This is a genomic window from Flammeovirga pacifica (assembly GCF_000807855.2).
GTDB classification, from domain to species: domain Bacteria; phylum Bacteroidota; class Bacteroidia; order Cytophagales; family Flammeovirgaceae; genus Flammeovirga; species Flammeovirga pacifica.
On the sequence record NZ_JRYR02000002.1, the window covers coordinates 14,528 to 33,279 of the forward strand.

Annotated in this window: 9 protein-coding genes; 7 read left to right on the forward strand and 2 right to left on the reverse strand. The window is 34.7% G+C overall.

What is annotated here, in order from left to right; all coding sequences use genetic code 11:
• The first annotated feature begins 117 nt into the window (after positions 1–117).
• The 4 genes from NH26_RS19645 to NH26_RS19660 all read left to right on the forward strand — a co-directional run bounded on the left by NH26_RS19645 (position 118) and on the right by NH26_RS19660 (position 10,186).
• A complete protein-coding gene (locus NH26_RS19645) occupies positions 118–3,453 on the forward strand; it encodes a SusC/RagA family TonB-linked outer membrane protein (protein WP_052431737.1) in 3,336 nt (1,111 codons plus the stop codon).
• A gap of 15 nt (positions 3,454–3,468) precedes the next feature.
• Positions 3,469–4,851, forward strand: a complete 1,383-nt coding sequence (locus NH26_RS19650) for a RagB/SusD family nutrient uptake outer membrane protein (protein WP_071397237.1) — start codon at positions 3,469–3,471, stop codon at positions 4,849–4,851.
• 81 nt (positions 4,852–4,932) lie between these two features.
• Positions 4,933–7,869, forward strand: a complete 2,937-nt coding sequence (locus tag NH26_RS19655) for a GH92 family glycosyl hydrolase (RefSeq protein WP_044217651.1) — start codon at positions 4,933–4,935, stop codon at positions 7,867–7,869.
• 19 nt (positions 7,870–7,888) lie between these two features.
• A complete protein-coding gene (locus NH26_RS19660) occupies positions 7,889–10,186 on the forward strand; it encodes a GH92 family glycosyl hydrolase (protein ID WP_044217653.1) in 2,298 nt (765 codons plus the stop codon).
• Between the two features lie 165 nt (positions 10,187–10,351).
• On the opposite strand, the gene NH26_RS19665 is transcribed toward NH26_RS19660, so the two are convergent.
• A complete protein-coding gene (locus NH26_RS19665; RefSeq protein ID WP_044217654.1) occupies positions 10,352–11,125 on the reverse strand; it encodes a hypothetical protein in 774 nt (257 codons plus the stop codon).
• A gap of 780 nt (positions 11,126–11,905) precedes the next feature.
• Between NH26_RS19665 and NH26_RS19670 the strand changes: the two genes are divergently transcribed.
• Complete coding sequence (locus NH26_RS19670; RefSeq protein WP_044217656.1) at positions 11,906–12,904, forward strand: sugar kinase; 999 nt, start codon at positions 11,906–11,908, stop codon at positions 12,902–12,904.
• 2 nt (positions 12,905–12,906) lie between these two features.
• Complete coding sequence (locus tag NH26_RS19675) at positions 12,907–13,572, forward strand: bifunctional 4-hydroxy-2-oxoglutarate aldolase/2-dehydro-3-deoxy-phosphogluconate aldolase (protein ID WP_242427358.1); 666 nt, start codon at positions 12,907–12,909, stop codon at positions 13,570–13,572.
• Positions 13,573–13,725: 153 nt separating this feature from the next.
• Here NH26_RS19675 and NH26_RS19680 read toward each other — a convergent pair whose 3' ends face one another.
• Complete coding sequence (locus NH26_RS19680) at positions 13,726–14,073, reverse strand: DUF6984 family protein (protein ID WP_044217661.1); 348 nt, start codon at positions 14,071–14,073, stop codon at positions 13,726–13,728.
• Positions 14,074–14,459: 386 nt separating this feature from the next.
• Between NH26_RS19680 and NH26_RS19685 the strand changes: the two genes are divergently transcribed.
• Positions 14,460–18,557, forward strand: coding sequence for an InlB B-repeat-containing protein (locus tag NH26_RS19685; RefSeq protein WP_084812283.1), 4,098 nt, complete (start codon positions 14,460–14,462; stop codon positions 18,555–18,557).
• The last annotated feature ends 195 nt before the right edge of the window (positions 18,558–18,752 follow it).

Sequence of the window (18,752 nt, forward strand, 5' to 3'; positions counted from 1 at the left end):
CTGCATTTTAGATTTTATTTAAAATGAGAATGGGCAAGTATTGCCTAAAATTAAACTACCAATCAATTCCTAAAGGATAGGAAAGAAATGAACTATTATAACAAGTAATTAAATTTTATGAAAAAATTACATTACCAATTGAAAAACATATCATTACTGATTATTACTTCACTATTACTTTTTTCATTTAACGAAATTGATCAAATCAGAATTCATTTGAGTTCTTCATCAATTTCTCTTAGACAAATGATTTCAGAAATTGAAGACGGCACATCATATTCTTTTTATTATAGCCACAATGATATTAATGATGAAGCACTCTTAGAACTTAAAAGTTATCAAGATGATAATATTCAAAATATCTTAGAAGAAGTATCTAAGCAATTAAATATCAATTATAAGATCAATGGGAATCACATCCTTTTAGATAAGAAAATTGAAGAACATAAAGCGATTATTCCTATTGCCCCAAATGTAGAGCAGGATAAAATTAAAATTTCAGGTGTAATTCGAGCAGGAGATGATAAACAGCCTTTACCTAGTGCCACTGTCTTAATTAAAGGAACAACCTATGGTGCAGTGACCGATATGGATGGTAATTTTACAATCGAAGCCGATAAAGGAGATGTACTTGTATTTTCTTATACTGGTTATCTTGCAAAAGAAATTACGTTAACTACTCAAAGTAAATTAGATGTAAGCCTAGATCCTGATGCCACTCAACTCGAAGAGGTTGTTTTGGTTGGTTATACGCAAATTAAAAAAACACAGATGACAGGTTCTACTTCTAAAGTGAATACTGAAAACCTAGAGACTATGCCTACTACTTCTTTAGAAGAAAGGTTACAAGGGCAAGCACCTGGTTTATTAATTTCTTCTGGTTCAGGACAGCCGGGTTCAGATGATGTAAGTATAAGAATACGTGGTACAGGTTCTATTAACGGATCAAATACACCTCTTTATATTATGGATGGTGTGATGGTAGAACCTGCTCAATTTGCTGCAGTAAACCCTAATGACATTGAAAATATTAATGTACTTAAAGATGCATCTGCAACAGCAATTTATGGATCTAGAGGAGCTAATGGTGTCATTTTGATTACCACAAAACAAGGAACAGCTGGCAAGACTAAATTTAATTATAGAACACAATTTGGTGTATCTACCCCAACAAAAAATCCTACTGAGATGATGAACTCAGAGGAATCTATTGCTTATCAAACTATTGTAGGTAATCAACGTTCTGAATACGGAGGAAATTCTGCTTTACCTTTAACTAGATTACTATATCTTGAGACAAAAGAAAAAAATGGAGAATTAACTAATCCTTCTGAAATAGCAGAATTAAACTCAGGTAGATCCACTTTATCTAAAGCAAGAAGTACTGATACTAATTGGAATGATAAAATGTTGAAGCCAGGTTATACTATGATGCATGAATTATCTGCATCTGGAGGTAATGAGAAAACAAAATTCTTTGCTTCTGGTAACTATTTTTCTCAGGAAGGTAATATTGAAAATTCAAGTATCGAAAGAGTAACTGGTCGACTTAATCTAACACATAAAGCGTCTGAAAAATTAAGTTTTGGTACGAATCTTTCTCTTGGTTATGCTAAAGAACAATTATCTGATCCAGCAACAGGCGAAGGTCGTTTTAGCTGGATGAACCCTTTCTTTACTACATACCTAGCTTATCCTTTTGAAGATCCTGAGACTTGGAATTCAAAAGATAACCCTTATTTATTGACGAAATATACAAATAGAACAAGGGAGTCAGTAAAAATTATTGCTGCGGCACATGTTGATTATAAATTTACAGATTGGTTGTCTTTTAGATCAAATGTAGGTACAGACTACAAACAAAGTTTTGACCATCACGTTATTTCGGGGCAACACCCTGCTGCCGCAACTTATAATGGTAGTATGAGTCAGGCGGTAGAATTTAGAAATCAATATACCTTCACAAATACATTAAACTTTAATAAAACGATTAATGGTAAGCATGCTTTTAATGGGGTTGTTGGTATGGAAATGTACAGTGGAAGTTATAGAGGAATGAATCAAGTAGGTTATGATATTGATGATAACTTATGGGATTCTCCAGCAGGTATTGGTGATAAAACAGGGGCATCGGCTCGACCTCCACAAATTGGTGGTGGATTGTCGATGAATAGATTAATGTCTTATTTCACACAATGGAATTATACCTATAATAACAAGTATAACTTATCTGCAAGTTTAAGACATGATACCTCTTCGAAATTCCAAGGTGATAATGCAAGTGCGTTATTCTATTCTATAGGTGGTTCATGGAATATGAGTCAGGAAGATGCTTTTAAAAGTATAGATCAATTATCTATGCTTCGTTTAAGAACGAGTTATGGTACAACAGGTAATCAAGATGGTGTGGGTGATTTTGAAACTTACGGTGGATATTCAAGAATTTCTTATGCAGGTCAATCAGGAATGTATCACTCTCAAATTGGTAACCCTAATTTAAAGTGGGAAACGTCAGCACAATTTAACCTTGGTTTAGATTTCGGTTTGTTTGATGATCGTATTTCTGGTTCAGTAGATTATTACAATATCACTACCAAAGATTTATTTATGAATAAGCAAGTATCGCTTACTTCTGGATATGGTAGTATAACAACCAATGCAGGTAGTGTTAGAAATGCAGGTATTGAATTCGCCATCAATGCTGATGTGGTGAGACAACAAGATTTCACGTGGAATTTAGGTTTTAACTTTACTTTCAACAAAAACGAATTACTTGATCTTGGTTCTTGGGATGATGGATCGGGATATTTTGTTAACGGAGATTATATATACCAAGAAGGTCAGTCTTTGGGTACTTGGTATATGGTTGAATGGGCTGGAATTAACCCCGATAATGGAGAGGTTTTATTTGTAGGACCTGGCGGTGAATTAACAGAAGATTATAACTCGGCACCAAAATCGGCAAATTTAGGTAACTCTGAAGTGCCTTTCTTTGGTGGTATAACTACAAACTGGAAATACAAGAATTTAAGCCTAAGTATGTTATTTACTTATTCTGTAGGGAATACAGTAATGAACGCCAATAGATGGTATATTGATAACCCTTCAGAATTTAATGGTAACAAGCCAAAGAAACTACTTAATATTTGGCAAAACCCTGGTGACATCACCGATGTACCTAAAGCAGATGCAAAATATGTAAGTCCCTATGCTTCTCATTTCTTAGAAGATGCCTCTTACTTAAGACTTAAAAATGTACGTCTTGCTTATTACCTACAATCAGAACGATTAGAAAAAGTGGGTATTAGAGGTTTGAATATGTTTGTTCAAGCACAAAATTTATTTACTGTAACAGGATATACAGGTCCTGATCCAGAATTAAGTGGAGCATATGATTTTTCTGCATATCCAGCTCCTAGGATTTATACAATTGGTTTTGATTTATCATTCTAACACCTAATGAGTATCATGAAATTACATAAACACATTAAATATATCGTAGGCATTTTTTTATTAGGAGCTACTTCATGTAGTTTTACAGACATTAATCCTAAAGATTTTGTTGGAGATAATAACGCCTTTGAGTCAGTAGATCAATTTCGTCAGCACCTTATTGGTGGTTACAAAGACATGTCATTAAAAACCTCTATGCATATTTCATCTATTGTGGTAGATGATGTTAGTTTAGGCGGACAAGCGGGTGGCTTTGGTAGTGATAATTACAATTGGACCTACGTAGCGGCTTCTGGAGATCAAAATGCAGAGTGGTCTAAAAATTACAGAGTAATAAATCATGTCAACAGAATGATACAAGGAGTAGTGAATGTTCCTATTAATTCTGATGAAGACAAAAAGAATGTAGATGATTATATGGGACAAGCCTATTTTATTAGAGCTTACAGTCATTTTGATTTACTACGTTTCTTTGCTGATTTTTCTACTCCTTCTTCTTTGGGAATTCCATATATCTTGGAACCTCATTTAGAAGATCAGCCAGAAAGAAATAAAGTAGAGGAGTGTTTTACATTATTGCATAAAGACCTTGATAAAGCGATGGAGCTTATTGTAGAAGAGAGCAGTACAAACCCTGCTTTTGCTTCTAAACTGGCAGTAAAAGCCTTAAGAGCAAGAATCTTATTTTACGAACAGAAATATGCTGAAGCACAGTCTTTAGCAACAGAAGTATTGAACGCTCAGCCAATAGTTAACTTAGCTCGTTATTCACATATTTGGGCCGACCAAACTAATGATGGTGTGATCTTTAAGTTAAGTAGAAATCCTGGGGAGGAAGCGATTGGAACAATGTATTATGGTATTGATAATTCTTCACTGTTTACACCTTCAAAAAGTTTTATGAATGTTATAGATAGTGTAAATGATATTCGTTATGAATTATGGTTCACAAGGGCGGAAGATAGAGACGGAGCAATTGTCGATGTGGTCAATAAATATCCAGGTACAGATTCGAATAGAGGCCTGAATGATCAAAAAGTATTGAGATCAGCAGAAATGTTATTGATCGTAGCTGAGTGCCAAGCCAAAACATCGGACTTAAGTGGAGCAAGTGCTACTATCAATACTTTAAGAAAAGAAAGGTTGATCAATTATACAGAGGTTAATTTTCAAAGTAAGGAAGAAGCTTTAACTGAAATCTTATTAGAGAGAAGAAAGGAATTAGCTTATGAAGGGCATCGTTATTTTGATTTAAGAAGACACCGTTTACCAATTGTTCGAACAGAAAATTTATATCTTCCTGCAGATGATCACCATCAGATTCAACCAATACCAGAAGCTGAATTTAATGCTAATATAAATATGGTGCAAAATCCAGGTTATGCTGGTAAACAATAGACAAAACTAAATAAACCCAAGAGCACCTAAACAATACCTTGAAAAGTTTAGGTGCTTTTTTAAAAACTAAACAGAAGACCAATGAAAAAATGGACAATACTATTATTCTTACTGCCTAGTACATTGCTTTTTGGGCAATCACAAAAACTCATTGATTTTGTCGATCCATTTATTGGTACAGGTAGTCATGGTCACACCTACCCAGGGGCTATTTTACCATTTGGAGGAGTTCAATTAAGTCCAGATACTAGGAATGATAATTCTTGGGATAACTCTGGAGGTTATCATTATGATGATCCGACCATTTTAGGTTTTACACATACCCATTTATCAGGAGTAGGTGTACCCGATTATTGTGATATCTTATTTCAACCTTTTACAGGAAAAACTAAGTTAGACCCAGGTACAGAAGATAAGCCAGAAACTGGATATCGTTCTAGATTTAATCACAAAGAAGAAGAAGCTAAACCCGGTTATTATGGTGTTAAACTATTAGATTATGATATTGATGTAGCTCTTTCAGTGACAAAAAGAGTGGGAATACACAAATACAATTACCCTAAAAAAGTAAAGCAACAAAAAATCCTAATCGATTTACAACATAAGGACGAAGTAGTAGATGCATTTATTCGAGTAGTTTCGCCTACTGAAATCCAAGGATATAGAATTTCTAAAGATTGGGCAAATGAACAACATGTTTATTTTGTAGCACAATTTTCTTCTCCAATCGTATCAGCTCAACTTTTTGATCATAAAAAAGAACAACAAACGGAATCACTAAATGGAGAAGCTATACAGGCAGTTTTAAATTTTGAAAAATCTAGAGAAGTTCTAGTAAAAGTAGGGATCTCAGCTGTTGATATTGAAGGTGCAAGAAAAAATTTAAATGAAGAATTACCACACTGGGATTTTGATCAAGTAGTTTCCAATGCTGCTAGTGCTTGGGAAACTGAAATGCAAAAAATCAAAGTAGAGGGTGGATCATTAGCTCAAAAAAGAAACTTTTATACCTCTTGGTATCATTGTTTAGTTGTTCCAAATGTATATAATGATGTTGATGGACGCTATAGAGGGATGGACAAAAGCATTCATACTGTAACCGATGGAAATCAATATACAATTTTCTCATTATGGGATACTTTTAGAGGGTTACATCCATTATTAGCGACCACACATACAGAAGAGACTAAAGATTTTGTGAACACTTTAGTAAGAATGTATGAACAATTTGGAGTACTTCCTATGTGGGAATTGTCTGCCAATGATACCTATTGTATGATAGCCTATCATGCTGTTTCTGTTTTTGCAGATGCGCAGGCTAAAGGAATAAAAGGAATGGATTTGAACAAAATGTTGGAAGCAAGTTTAACTACAGCTAATCAAGATAAGAGAGGTTTGTTTTCTTACAAAACGTTGGGTTATGTTGGATCAAATGCAAGTAGTCAATCGGTCTCTAAAACGTTGGAATATGCTTATAATGATTGGTGTATTGCACAATTAGCAAAGGCTGCTAATGATACAAAAAACGAAGAAATATTTACACAGAGAGCTCAATTCTATCAAAATGTTTACGATCCTTCTAGAGGATTTATGGTAGGTAGAAATACAGACAGAGCATTTGCTGAAAACTTTGAAGCCACAAAAGTAGGCTATGATTTCACCGAAGGAAATTCCTTTCAATACAGTCTTTTCGTTCCACATGATATGCAAGGTATGAGATCTTTATTGGGAGGAAGTGAAGCACTAGAAAGTTGGTTAGACAGCTTATTTATTGCAGATATAGATCCTGATTTAGACGATGGTACAGACGTGACAGGACTAATTGGTAATTATGCTCATGGTAACGAACCAAGTCATCATATGGCTTATTTATATAATTATACATCGGCTCCATGGAAAACACAGGAAAGAGTATATCAAATATTAAATGATCAATATAAAGATCACCCGGCGGGAATTAGTGGTAATGAAGATTGTGGTCAAATGTCTGCATGGTATGTTCTTAGTGCAATGGGATTTTATTCTGTTAACCCAGGACAGCCGGAATTCCAAATTGGTGTGCCTTTGTTCGATCAGGTCTCATTAAGTTTACCCAACAATGCTACTTTTAATGTTGCTGTAGACAGAGAATCTTCAAAAAGTAAATACATTCATAGTATGAAGATGAATGGAGTGCCATATCATAAATCGTTTATAGATCATAAGGATATTATTGAAGGAGGAAAATGGGAAGTGGTATTAAAGGATCTACCTCCTAAAAACAATCCATTTACTGTAGAAGCCACTCCATATGTTGTTAAGAGGTATGCTTCAGTTCCATATGTTATTCAAGGTGATAATTACTTTTTAAATACCACTGATGTGAGTTTAGCCTCTGAAGATGATTCAGAAATATATTACACGCTAGATGGTACTACTCCAACAAAAGAAAGTATAAAATATACACAACCCTTTATTGTTGATAAAAAAACCGAAGTAAAGTTCAGAGCTTATCATCCTCAACTTTTACCAAGTTATGTAGTGACATCTGTTTTCCAACCTTCGTCATCACCTAGTAAAATATCTGAAAATACATTATCAAGCGGATTAACGTTGTCGTATTATGAAGGCGTTTATAGAAGTGTTTACGATTTTGAAAATGATCAACCAAAATTTACGAAAATTGTAAATCAAGTTAATTTAGATCACATAGAAAGGGAGGAATGGATAGGAATGTCGTTTGATGGTTATATTTATATTGATGAGGAAGGAAACTATACCTTTGAAGTGGATGCTAATGACGGTAGTCAAATGTTGATAAATGGCATTGAACTATTTGAAAGTGATGGTAGAAAAACAAAATCATTACCACAAAGTCAATCGATGTTATTGATGAAAGGGTATCATCAAGTAAGTATTAAGTACTTCCAATGTTCTGATAAGAAAAAATTAGTTTTTTCTTGGCAGAAAGAAGATGGGGAGAAAGAACTTGTGCCAGATGCAATCCTTTTTTCCAATGCAGCTACTCAAGGTAAATAATAGTAATTTATAGATTATAATGAAGAAAATATTTTTAGTAATACACTTATTTTTGGCGTCATCTTATTTGTTTGCCCAAGAAATAGAAAACTATATCGATTTTGTTAATCCATTGATTGGTACTCAAAATATGGGGCATACTTTTCCGGGAGCCACAGCTCCTTTCGGAATGGTACAGCTTAGTCCAGAAACAAACCAAGTACCTATGTATAATGCAGAAGGTCAATACAATAAAAAGACCTATGAGTATTGTGCTGGATATCAATACGGAGATAGTACTATTTTTGGATTTGCCCATACACATATGAGTGGTACTGGTCATGCTGATTTAGGTGATTTTTTAATTATGCCTACTACAGGAGAATTAACCTTAGATCCTGGTACGGCAGATCAAAAACAAAAAGGGTATCACTCTTCTTTTCGCCATGAAACGGAAAAGGCGACACCGGGGTATTATGAGGTGGTATTGGATGATTACAATATAAAGGCTCAACTTACCGCTACAGAGCGTGTCGGATATCATAAATATACTTTTAATAAAACAGAAGAAGCACATATTATTTTAGATCTTATGTCTAATATTTATAATCATGATGATAAAAATGTGTGGTCTTTTGTAAGAGTAGAAAATGATTCGACAGTTGTTGGGTATAGACAAACTCACGGATGGGCAAGAACAAGGTATGTTTATTTTGCAATGCGATTTTCAAAGCCTATAAAAAACTATGGTCATAAAAAGTATGATAAACCCAATTATAATGGTTTTTATAGAAAGTTTGATGAAGAACATAATTTCCCTGAAATGGCAGGCAAACAGCTTAGAGCCTATTTTGATTTTGATGTACAAGAAGGAGAAGCCATTGATGTTAAATTCGCATTATCAGCTGTAAGTACAGAAGGTGCTATGTTAAACTTAACTACTGAAGTGCCCGGTTGGGGATTGGATAAGGTCAAACATGCAACACAAATTAAATGGAATAATGAGCTTCAAAAAATTGATGTAAAAGTAGCTAATAAAGCACAGAAAGAAACATTTTATACCGCTATGTATCATAGTATGTTGAGTCCTGTGATTTATGAAGATGTGGATCAAAAATACAGAGGTTTAGATCAAAATATTTATACTTCTGATGGATTTACAAACTATACCATTTTTTCATTATGGGATACCTATAGAGCACTTCATCCATTATTTAATTTAATTCAGCCAGAAAGGAATAATGATATGATAAAGTCGATGTTGGCTCATCAGGACCAAAGTATTCATCATATGTTACCTATATGGAGTCATTATTCGAATGAAAATTGGTGTATGGTGGGTTATCATGCAGTAACAGTTTTGGCTGATGCTGTAGCTAAAAATACAACTGATGCAGACTTAAAAAGAATGTTAGAAGCTTCTAAAGCAACCTCCACGGTTCGTTATTTTGATGGGATCGGAGAGTACATAGATTTAGGTTATGTTCCTGAAGATAAAAGTAATGCATCCGTTTCTAAAACATTAGAATATGCTTATAATGATTGGTGTATTGCTCAATTAGCAAAAGCCAATGGAGATGATGCTGTCGAAGAAGAATATACTCTAAGATCAAAGTACTATAAAAATGTATTTGATAAAGAAATAAACTACATGCGACCAAAACTATCGGATGGTTCTTGGAGAGATAACTTTGATCCTTTAGATACTCACGGGCAGGGCTTTATTGAGGGCAATGCGTGGAACTATGGCTTGTATGTACCTCATGAAGTTGAAAATATGATTGAAATGATGGGTGGGAAAGATCAGTTTTCACAACATCTCGATAAAATTTTCACTACTGAAATTGAAGATAAATACATCGAGCATCATGAGGACATTACTAGAGATGGAATTATAGGAAATTATGTTCATGGCAACGAGCCAGGACATCATATGCCGTATTTATACAATTGGACGAACGATGCTTGGAAAACCCAAGAAAGAGTAAGGATGATTTTGGATACGATGTATTCTAACGATATTGATGGCTTATGTGGTAATGACGATGCAGGACAGATGAGTGCGTGGTATATATTTAGTAGTTTAGGTTTCTACCCCGTTTTACCAGGATCAGCAGATTATGCTATCGGTTCTCCACTTGTGGAAGAAGCAACCATACAATTAGATAATGGTAAAACATTAAGTATCGTTGCTAAAAACCAATCTTCTAAAAATGTATATGTCAAAAAAGTGATTTTAAATGGGAAAGAAGTGAAAGGAAATACTTTAAATCATAATGATTTGGCCCAAGGAGGAACTTTGATTTTTGAGATGAGTAAGAGGCCTAAAAAGAAATAGGTTATAAATATTAAAAAGTCGGATAAAAAAACATCTTACCTCTTTTACCAATTGGGTATGTAGAGAGTAAGATGTTTTTTGTATAAAATATATAAGGATGGAGCTACACCTTGATCAATTATTTAATGCTCTTTCTAAACGAGAGGCATATCAATAGTAATAGGATTACTTCTTAGGCCACCCCACCAAATACAACATCACACCTGGCCCATTCTTTACCTTGTCGATTTTCCACTCATAGTTTTCTTTTCCATCTACCTGATCGACTAAAGCCTTCATTTCATCAACAGAATAAGTACGTAGTGCAGACACAATACCATCCCACATAACAAATAGAGGTAGAATTGGGATGAAATACGTAAATAGAATTCGAGCCAATGAAAATGGACGAATAAATAAGGTAACCACCCATAAAGTAATCGGGGAAAATAACATTCCGATGACACTAGGAATTGATCTTTCTTGTCCTTCAAAAAGGGCGATGGGCTGTTGTGCATCTACCGCATTTTGAAGAATTTTAGTGGCCGATTTTTCCTCAAAGTGATGTAATGACAGAAATTGTGTTCTCAAACCTTTTATATCTGATGGAACATTGGTAGCATCTATTGGCGTTGTACTGTATCCAATATTATCAGCAAGGTCTGCTGTTCTCTTAAATGCCGGAATATTCGGGAAGTAATCAGTTAAAGTGATAGATACTTGAGGGGTGTTTTTTTTCAGTTCATCATTTAAAAATAACCAACTACCACCACCACCAGAAGCTAAATCAATAATTTTAGTAGTATTACTTTTCTGCATTACCTCTTCTATAAGTGGAATTGCAGGAGCAAACATTTTTGTTTTATTGGCCAAGAATTGTAAAAAATCAGTGCCATAATTTCTAATGTTTTTTGGAAACCATTGTTGGTCTTCAAATTCAAAAAGTTGTAATCTACCCATAATTAAGTTTGTTGTTTTATCAAATATAAATAGAAAATAGCAAATTGGTTGTATTAAGAATTCTCTTCTAAGATTCTTTTGATTAATCCTTTTATGATTGAAAAAAAAGAAACGGACATATCCTATTTTTATCAAAGACCACTTTCCATTAAACCAAATTCCCCTTTCTATCAGCCACTTCCAATTTTACATAATATGAATTCTGAAATGTTGCCCCATCATCAAAAAAGGCATTTAATAGGAGCTAAATTGATGTAAAAATTAAGCTATAAAACAAAAAGTCGATCTAATTTTTCAATGTTTACTCTAGACTTTTATGTTTATAAGTAATTGATTATTTGTAACTAGTGTTATTTTTATTCTAGACAAGTCAAATATTTAGCTTGATGATTTAATTGCACGATGTTAAGTATTAATCTAGTAGAAGAATTCCTCTTTCTCAGACCTCTTAATTACTTTTGTTTTAGGAAAGGGATAATCACAAGAAGTGATCTGCCATCTTTAAAATCTTTAGAATAGCTTTCACAAAATTCTTGTTTAAGCTACTTTAAAAGAGATTTGTAATTAATGTTTTAAGTACATTAGATAATACCATTTTCACCAATTTTATATTGGAGGGCTAATGAGTTTAGCGGAATAATATTTCAAAAGGGTAATATTGTATTTATTTGGGGGTATAATGGTTCAGGTCGTTTCAAATTTGATGTATAAACCTTTAATTTAAGAACTAACAAACGTTTTAATTCGATATTAGAACATTCATTTTTTATTTACTTAAGCATGAAAAAAATCGTAAGCTTTGGAGAATTGCTCATTAGGTTATCTTCTCCTGGATATCTAAGATTAACACAAACTAAGTCGTTAAATATTGATTTTGGGGGTGCTGAAGCGAATGTGGCAGTGTCTCTAGCACAATTTGGAGACAAGGTATCCTATGTCACTCGTGTACCAGAAAATGATATGGTAACTAGTGCCATCCAACATTTGAATAGTTTTAAAGTAGGCACTGATGATATTTTATACGGTGGTGATCGTATGGGATTATACTACTATGAAAATGGTGCAGTTGGTCGTGCTAGTAAAGTGGTCTATGATAGAAATTATTCTTCTACGGCTACTTTGACAAAAGGGATGTTCGATTGGGACGAAATCTTGAAAGATGCAGATTGGTTCCATTGGTCAGGTATTACACCTGCAGTATCTGAAGGGGCAACAGAAGCCTTAAAAGAAGCTTTAGAATTTGCTTCGGCGAAAGGTTTGACAATATCTATGGACTACAACTTTAGAGGTAACCTATGGAAATGGGGAAAAGAAGCCGATGAAGTGATGCCCGATTTAATGAAATACAATCATGTTATGTCGGGTACACACCCTGATGTAGATGTATTGGCGGGACCTATTAAAGACGAGCTTTTTAAGATTGAAGGTGATAAAATAATGAAGGAATACCCTAATTGTAAAGTGGTGGTATTTACTTCAAGAGGGGTGATTTCTGCAAGCCATAACACTTGGAGTGGTGCTTTATATGATGGAGAAAAAGTGTACCGATCTACGCAATATGATCTAACTCATATTATAGATAGAGTTGGTGGAGGTGACTCTTTTATGGCAGCTCTTATTTATGGGTTAAGAAATTTAGGTGGACCTCAAGAAACTATTGATTTTGCAGTAGCAGCATCAGCTATCAAACATACTGTAGAAGGAGATCAAAACATTTGTACTGTAGATGAAGTACAAAATTTTATTAAAACTAACGGAACAGGAAAAATACAAAGATAATCATGAAATTTTCAAGAATTGAAGTAGCCTTAAAGATGAAGGAAGTAGGGATGGTTCCTGTATTCTATCATCAAGATGTAGAAATTTGTAAAGAAGTATTGAAGGCATGTTATGAAGGCGGTGCTAGAGTATTTGAATTTACAAATAGAGGTGATTTTGCACATGAAGTTTTTGCTGAGTTAGTGAAATTCCGAAATATAGAAATGCCAGAAATGGCTATGGGTATTGGTAGTATTTATGATGCAGGTACAACTGCTTTATATTTACAAATTGGTGCGGACTTTATTGTTTCTCCAATTTTAAATGCTGATATGGCAAAGGTATGTAACAGACGTAAAGTATCATGGAGTCCAGGATGTGGTTCTTTAACAGAAATATCTTATGCTGAAGAATTAGGAGCTGAAGTGGTGAAAATTTTCCCTGGAGCACAAGTGGGTGGACCTGATTTTGTGAAAGCAGTAAAAGGCCCTCAACCTTGGTCGAGCATTATGCCTACAGGAGGAGTGAAACCTGAAAAAGAAAATCTAACATCTTGGATTAAAGCAGGTGTACACTGTGTAGGTATAGGGTCTCAGTTATTTGTAAAAGGAGACGATGGAAATTATAATATTGGTCAGATTACTTCTAAAGTGAAAGAGGTAATTGAGATCATAAAGGAATTACGTTAATTATAAAAAAATCTATTAGAAGTGATAGATGTTTTTTGGACGAAATCAACCAAAGTTATAAGAAATAATAATAGTCAACAAAAACGTTCCCTGCGATGTGGGGAACGTTTTTTTATCTCAATATTTCACCGATATCATAGGCCCTAATATCGATTAAATCATATCTTGATCGAAGATGGCCACTGTTTCAGGAGTAGGATAACGTTGTAATTTCGAGAAATCCTTTTTCCAAAAATCCATATCTAAGATTTCATTATTGACATTTTTAGTTAAAGTGATTATTACTGGTAAATCATCAATGTCTTTATAGATAACTCTCACAATATCACCTTCGTATTCTGCTTTTTCTGGGGGAGTAAAGTTGATACTTCCCATTACTGCATTTTCATAATCATCTACCATTTCTTCTAATTGATATGATTGAGGGTCAAGTCCTCCTAAAGAAATGAGGTGTTTAGCCAAGATAATTTCTTCCTCTCTTACTTTTCTTCTTTCTGCCATAATGTTTTATTTACTGAAGTGTGAAATAAAGAAAAATCTTTATTGATTAAAATAGAGTAGAACTTATTTATTGAAATTGAAGGGAATATCTTCTAATTTTTTTCAACATAAAATAAATTGAAAAGTAACAGTGTGAATGAAAATTTAGAAGTATATCTAATTGAATGTTGACTAAAACCACTCTTTATGATGAAATACGACAACATATGTTGAGGTAAAAAATTTAAAAACGCTCAAATAACTATGAAGTGCTGTGTTTTTCTTTTTCTCCTAATTTGCAAAATAGAATACTTGTAATGAAACTCAAAAGGTACTTTGGGACTAGAATTTTACTTATGCGAGGCGTAAAATGGCCTCAACAAATTACTAACTAAAGTATTTTTGAAATGAATCGAGTACTACTCAAAACCAGCTACAGAATACTATTTATTCTGACTTTGATTCCTTTTATAGGAATAGCGCAAGACCCTAATTGGGGTAATGAAAACCGATGGGAAAGTCTAAACCCAGGTGGTGGAGGTCAAATCCAAGACGTTCACTTTGATCGAAATGTAGAAGGCCGAATTTGGTTCTCTTCTGATATGGAAGGGGTGTATCGTTCGGATGATTTTGGCCAATCATGGCAGTATGTGTCTAAAGATTTAAGCCATGGTATGGCTTTCGTAATCGAACAAGAAGCCGGAGGCAGTAAGTTGTATCAAGGCGGATTGTATGGTGCTCATGTTGGTGTAAATCCCAATGCAGCTAATCACCACGACGTATCTTGGGAAGTGATTGAAGAAACAAGAGGTGATGCTATTGCCGCTATTGCTATTTCTTCGGATCATCAAACAGTAGTTTTGGCGCCAGGTTGGCAAAACAAAGATCCTCAAAAAGGACAAGGTTCTTTGATCAACCCTATTCAAAACTTACAAACAGATAAGTTTAATGGCGAAAGAAACATCTATTTATCAAAAGACCGAGGACAAACGTGGTCAACTGTAAAATATGATAATACCGACGGGTATCGTAATATTTTTGGTGTGGCAATTCACCCTTCAAATGACAATATTTATATTGGAGCAGCTGCAGGTGTTTTTGTTTCTTCAAATGGAGGAACATCATTTAATAAAATTACAGCACCTGCCGAAGCTATAGGACCAGCAGGTAATTCTATTTCTATAGCAAAACGTCCTGATGGGGGTTCTAGAGGAGTAGGTTTATCACCTGATGGGAAATATATTTATGCAACCTATCAAACACAAGGGGGAGCTACTTATGCCGATAGAAGATGGGCTGTTTTTGTGGCAAAAACATCTGCAACAGGTATTTCTGGTGGATGGACTAAAATCATGGATGGCTTAACAGATACAGCCGAATGGTATGATCCTAAGGTAGATCCAAGATCAACAAACAATCAGCATAAATTAATGGTGAACACTGTTTGGAGTGATAATAAAAATAGAATTGGTTTGTGGGAAGCTACCGTTAATTTTGATGGAAACGGAAATATAACTTCTCATAGTTGGGAGCAAGTTTTAAATCTACCAAAAAACAATCGTTGCTTCGACTTTGAACCAAGTTGGGAGAAAAGAGATTTCATTGTAAGATCAAGTGATTACTCTCCAGCATCTTGGAATAAGCATCAAATTATATCTATGGGAGGAATGAATGTCTTCTTAACTGATGTGGACGATGCCAATTTCCCTTGTTCAAGCTGGAAAGAAGTCTATGGAGAGGTGGTTTATTATCAAGAAGGTTTAGCCATGTCTCACGAAAGAGGCTTCTCTTCTCCTTACTGTTATGATGTAGACAGTTATGAAAACTACATGATTCAAGGATGTGCAGACCATGGTATATTACAAAGTTTAGATAATGGATATTCTTGGACGGCCGAACATGGACCTCAAGGAATTACGAACTCTATGTCGGTATTAACTATCCCTACCAATCCAGCTTTAGTACTTATTGATGCAAGAAAAGGATATGGTGCACCTTCTCAAACTGTGGGAGCTATTTATGCTAAACCTATCGAAACAGACAGAATTGGTAATAAAGAAGATTGGAAATTGATAGGAGGCTTCTCGCCAAATAATTCGGGTACAACCAATGGTTTACCTTCTAGAAATTTCAGATCGATGACTAACGATCCGAATAACGTAAAGAGGGTTTATGTGACCATGAGAGGAAAGAATTGGGGAGGTTCTGATATCGAAGGTGGAGTTTATGTCACCGATGATATTGTTGCAGTGTATAATGGTACTGGTACTTGGAGGAAAATTTCAGAAACAAGTATGGGGTACCGAGATTTTAGAGATCTATGGGTAGATCCTAATAACAGCAATTACATTTATGTTCGCTCGTCTGGTTCAGGTTCATCAGGAACACTTTACAGAGGTGTACGCCAATCGGATGGATCATATACTTGGACAGACATGAAAACGGAAAGTAAAAATACTTCGGATTTATATGTTTGGGAGAAAGAAGGTGCAACTTGGGTAGTTGCCGCTGGAGAAATCAATTCAATTTATGGAGTTCATATTCTTAAATCACCTAGAGATAATGATTGGAATGATCCATCAAATTGGGTGTTTACAGGACTTGATGTTGCTAAAACGTTATCAATTAGACCTGAGAAATGGGTAGAACCTAACGAACCTATCTCCATCGGAGGTTTAGCTGCTTATGATGATCGTATTGTAGCTACTTCAGAAGTGAGTAATCATAAAAAAGGGAATGGAGCTTTTATTGGAGTGATTCAATCTGATGGCTCTGTTGATTGGAGTGATTGGACAAGAGCATCATCAAACGATAGAGATATTGAAAACCCTATTTCCCTACAAGCAAAAATTAAGGTAGAAAATGGAACACCATTCTATTATGTAGCCTTAGCAGGAACAGGGCCATGGAGGAGACAAATTGCTTCAGAAGTAACTCCACCAACGTGTCAACTTTCAGTTAATCCATCTTCATTATCAATTACTGAGAACGGAGGAAGCGAAACAATCACAGTAAGTAGCTCAGACAGTTGGAGTGCTTCAGCAGACCAAAATTGGTTATCACTTGCCATCAATAATAATCAAATAACTGTAACAGCAACAGCAAATACATCGTCTCAAGCACGTTCTGCGGTAGTTTCTATCAGCGGATGTAAAAATGTTAGCGTAACTGTATCTCAAAACGGTACATCTGTAACTCCTCCAAATGGAGAATCATTTATGGAAAACCTTGACAATATGCCAACAGAAAATCAGTGGGCAGATGGTAGTTTTGTAGGTAATTATAATCTAACATGGTCGTATACTCAGGTAAAAAGAACATCTACGATTAATGGGAATACGATTAAACTAGACAATAGTGCTGATGGTAGTCTATCTGTAGATTTACCAAACGGAATTACTTCATTATCTTTCTGGGCATCACCAACAGGAACGGGTGCTCCAAGTGGTGCGGAAGTGTATATCAATAATCAATTGGTAGAACAATTTTCGATTGAAAAAGGAGCTGTTCCTCAGGAGTTTACAATAGACGGTTTAGATGAATCAGGTTCGACAACACTAACGTTTAAAGGATTTAATAATTCTGATGTTCAACTTGACGACATTTCTTGGACAGATAACTCTTCGGTTGCACTTTATCAATTGATAGTAAACAGTGGATCGGGTAGTGGTGCTTATGCTGAAGGTGAAGTGATATCAGTTACAGCAAACTCACCTGAGGCAGGGTATGAATTTGATCAATGGACTGGAGGAGTGAGTAATCTAAGTGATAAATTTAGTGCTTCAACGCAATACACTATGCCAGGAAATGGAGCACAAATAACAGCCACTTATAAACTGATTCCTTCATCAGAAAGTGGATTGGAAAACTTTGATCTTCTAGAAACATTAAATAGTTGGTCTACAGGTTCATTTGTAGGGAACGATGATCAAGTTTGGAATTATAGTGTGATCAAAAGAACACAAACGATCAATGGAAATACAGTGAAGTTGGACAATAATGGTGGTGGTAGTTTATCAACATCAATTAACGGATTATTTAGCCTTACATTTAAAGCTGCACCAACGGGAACGGCAAATACAAGTGGTGTGATAGTAAAAGCTAATGGTACTGTTATTGGCAACTTTGAAATACCAGCTAATTCAGGAACAAACACATTTAACATTGATAATATCGATCTAAATGGTGTGGTAGTTTTAGAATTTACAGGTTATAATAATGCGGATGTTCAATTGGATGATATAGAATGGAATGTCGGTTCATCTGCGAGACAATTGCTTTCAAATCAAATAACGGAAAAGAAAGTAATTGCCTTCCCTAATCCTTTTGATACTCAACTAAAGCTGAGTGGAATTGAAAGTGGTTTAGTGACCATTTATTCTATGACAGGTAAGGTAGTTTATCAAAAAGACTACAGGCAAAGAGAAACCTTAGAGTTAAATCATTTACCGAAAGGGATTTATATTCTGAGAGTGAACGATGAAGTCATACGATTGAAAAAATAAACAAGAAGGGTAGGCACAATGTCTACCCTTTTTTATGTTTAAGGGATATCTACTTCAAAAAGAAGGGTTGAAAACTCTTTATTTCTATAAATTCTAAGAAAATGAAATAGATTAATTCAGACTTGTAAGTAGTTGATATTGAACTTTTAATGATAATCAAAAGTCTTTTGAATTACTGCTAAATTGCAAATTGGA

Excerpts from the sequence above, each read along its gene's own strand:
- NH26_RS19645 (WP_052431737.1), top strand. The coding sequence starts at position 118 with ATGAAAAAATTACATTACCAATTGAAAAACATATCATTACTGATTATT.
- NH26_RS19680 (WP_044217661.1), bottom strand. The coding sequence starts at position 14,073 with ATGGCAGAAAGAAGAAAAGTAAGAGAGGAAGAAATTATCTTGGCTAAA.
- NH26_RS19675 (WP_242427358.1), top strand. The coding sequence starts at position 12,907 with ATGAAATTTTCAAGAATTGAAGTAGCCTTAAAGATGAAGGAAGTAGGG.
- NH26_RS19670 (WP_044217656.1), top strand. The coding sequence starts at position 11,906 with ATGAAAAAAATCGTAAGCTTTGGAGAATTGCTCATTAGGTTATCTTCT.
- NH26_RS19660 (WP_044217653.1), top strand. The coding sequence starts at position 7,889 with ATGAAGAAAATATTTTTAGTAATACACTTATTTTTGGCGTCATCTTAT.
- NH26_RS19650 (WP_071397237.1), top strand. The coding sequence starts at position 3,469 with ATGAAATTACATAAACACATTAAATATATCGTAGGCATTTTTTTATTA.
- NH26_RS19685 (WP_084812283.1), top strand. The coding sequence starts at position 14,460 with ATGAATCGAGTACTACTCAAAACCAGCTACAGAATACTATTTATTCTG.
- NH26_RS19665 (WP_044217654.1), bottom strand. The coding sequence starts at position 11,125 with ATGGGTAGATTACAACTTTTTGAATTTGAAGACCAACAATGGTTTCCA.
- NH26_RS19655 (WP_044217651.1), top strand. The coding sequence starts at position 4,933 with ATGAAAAAATGGACAATACTATTATTCTTACTGCCTAGTACATTGCTT.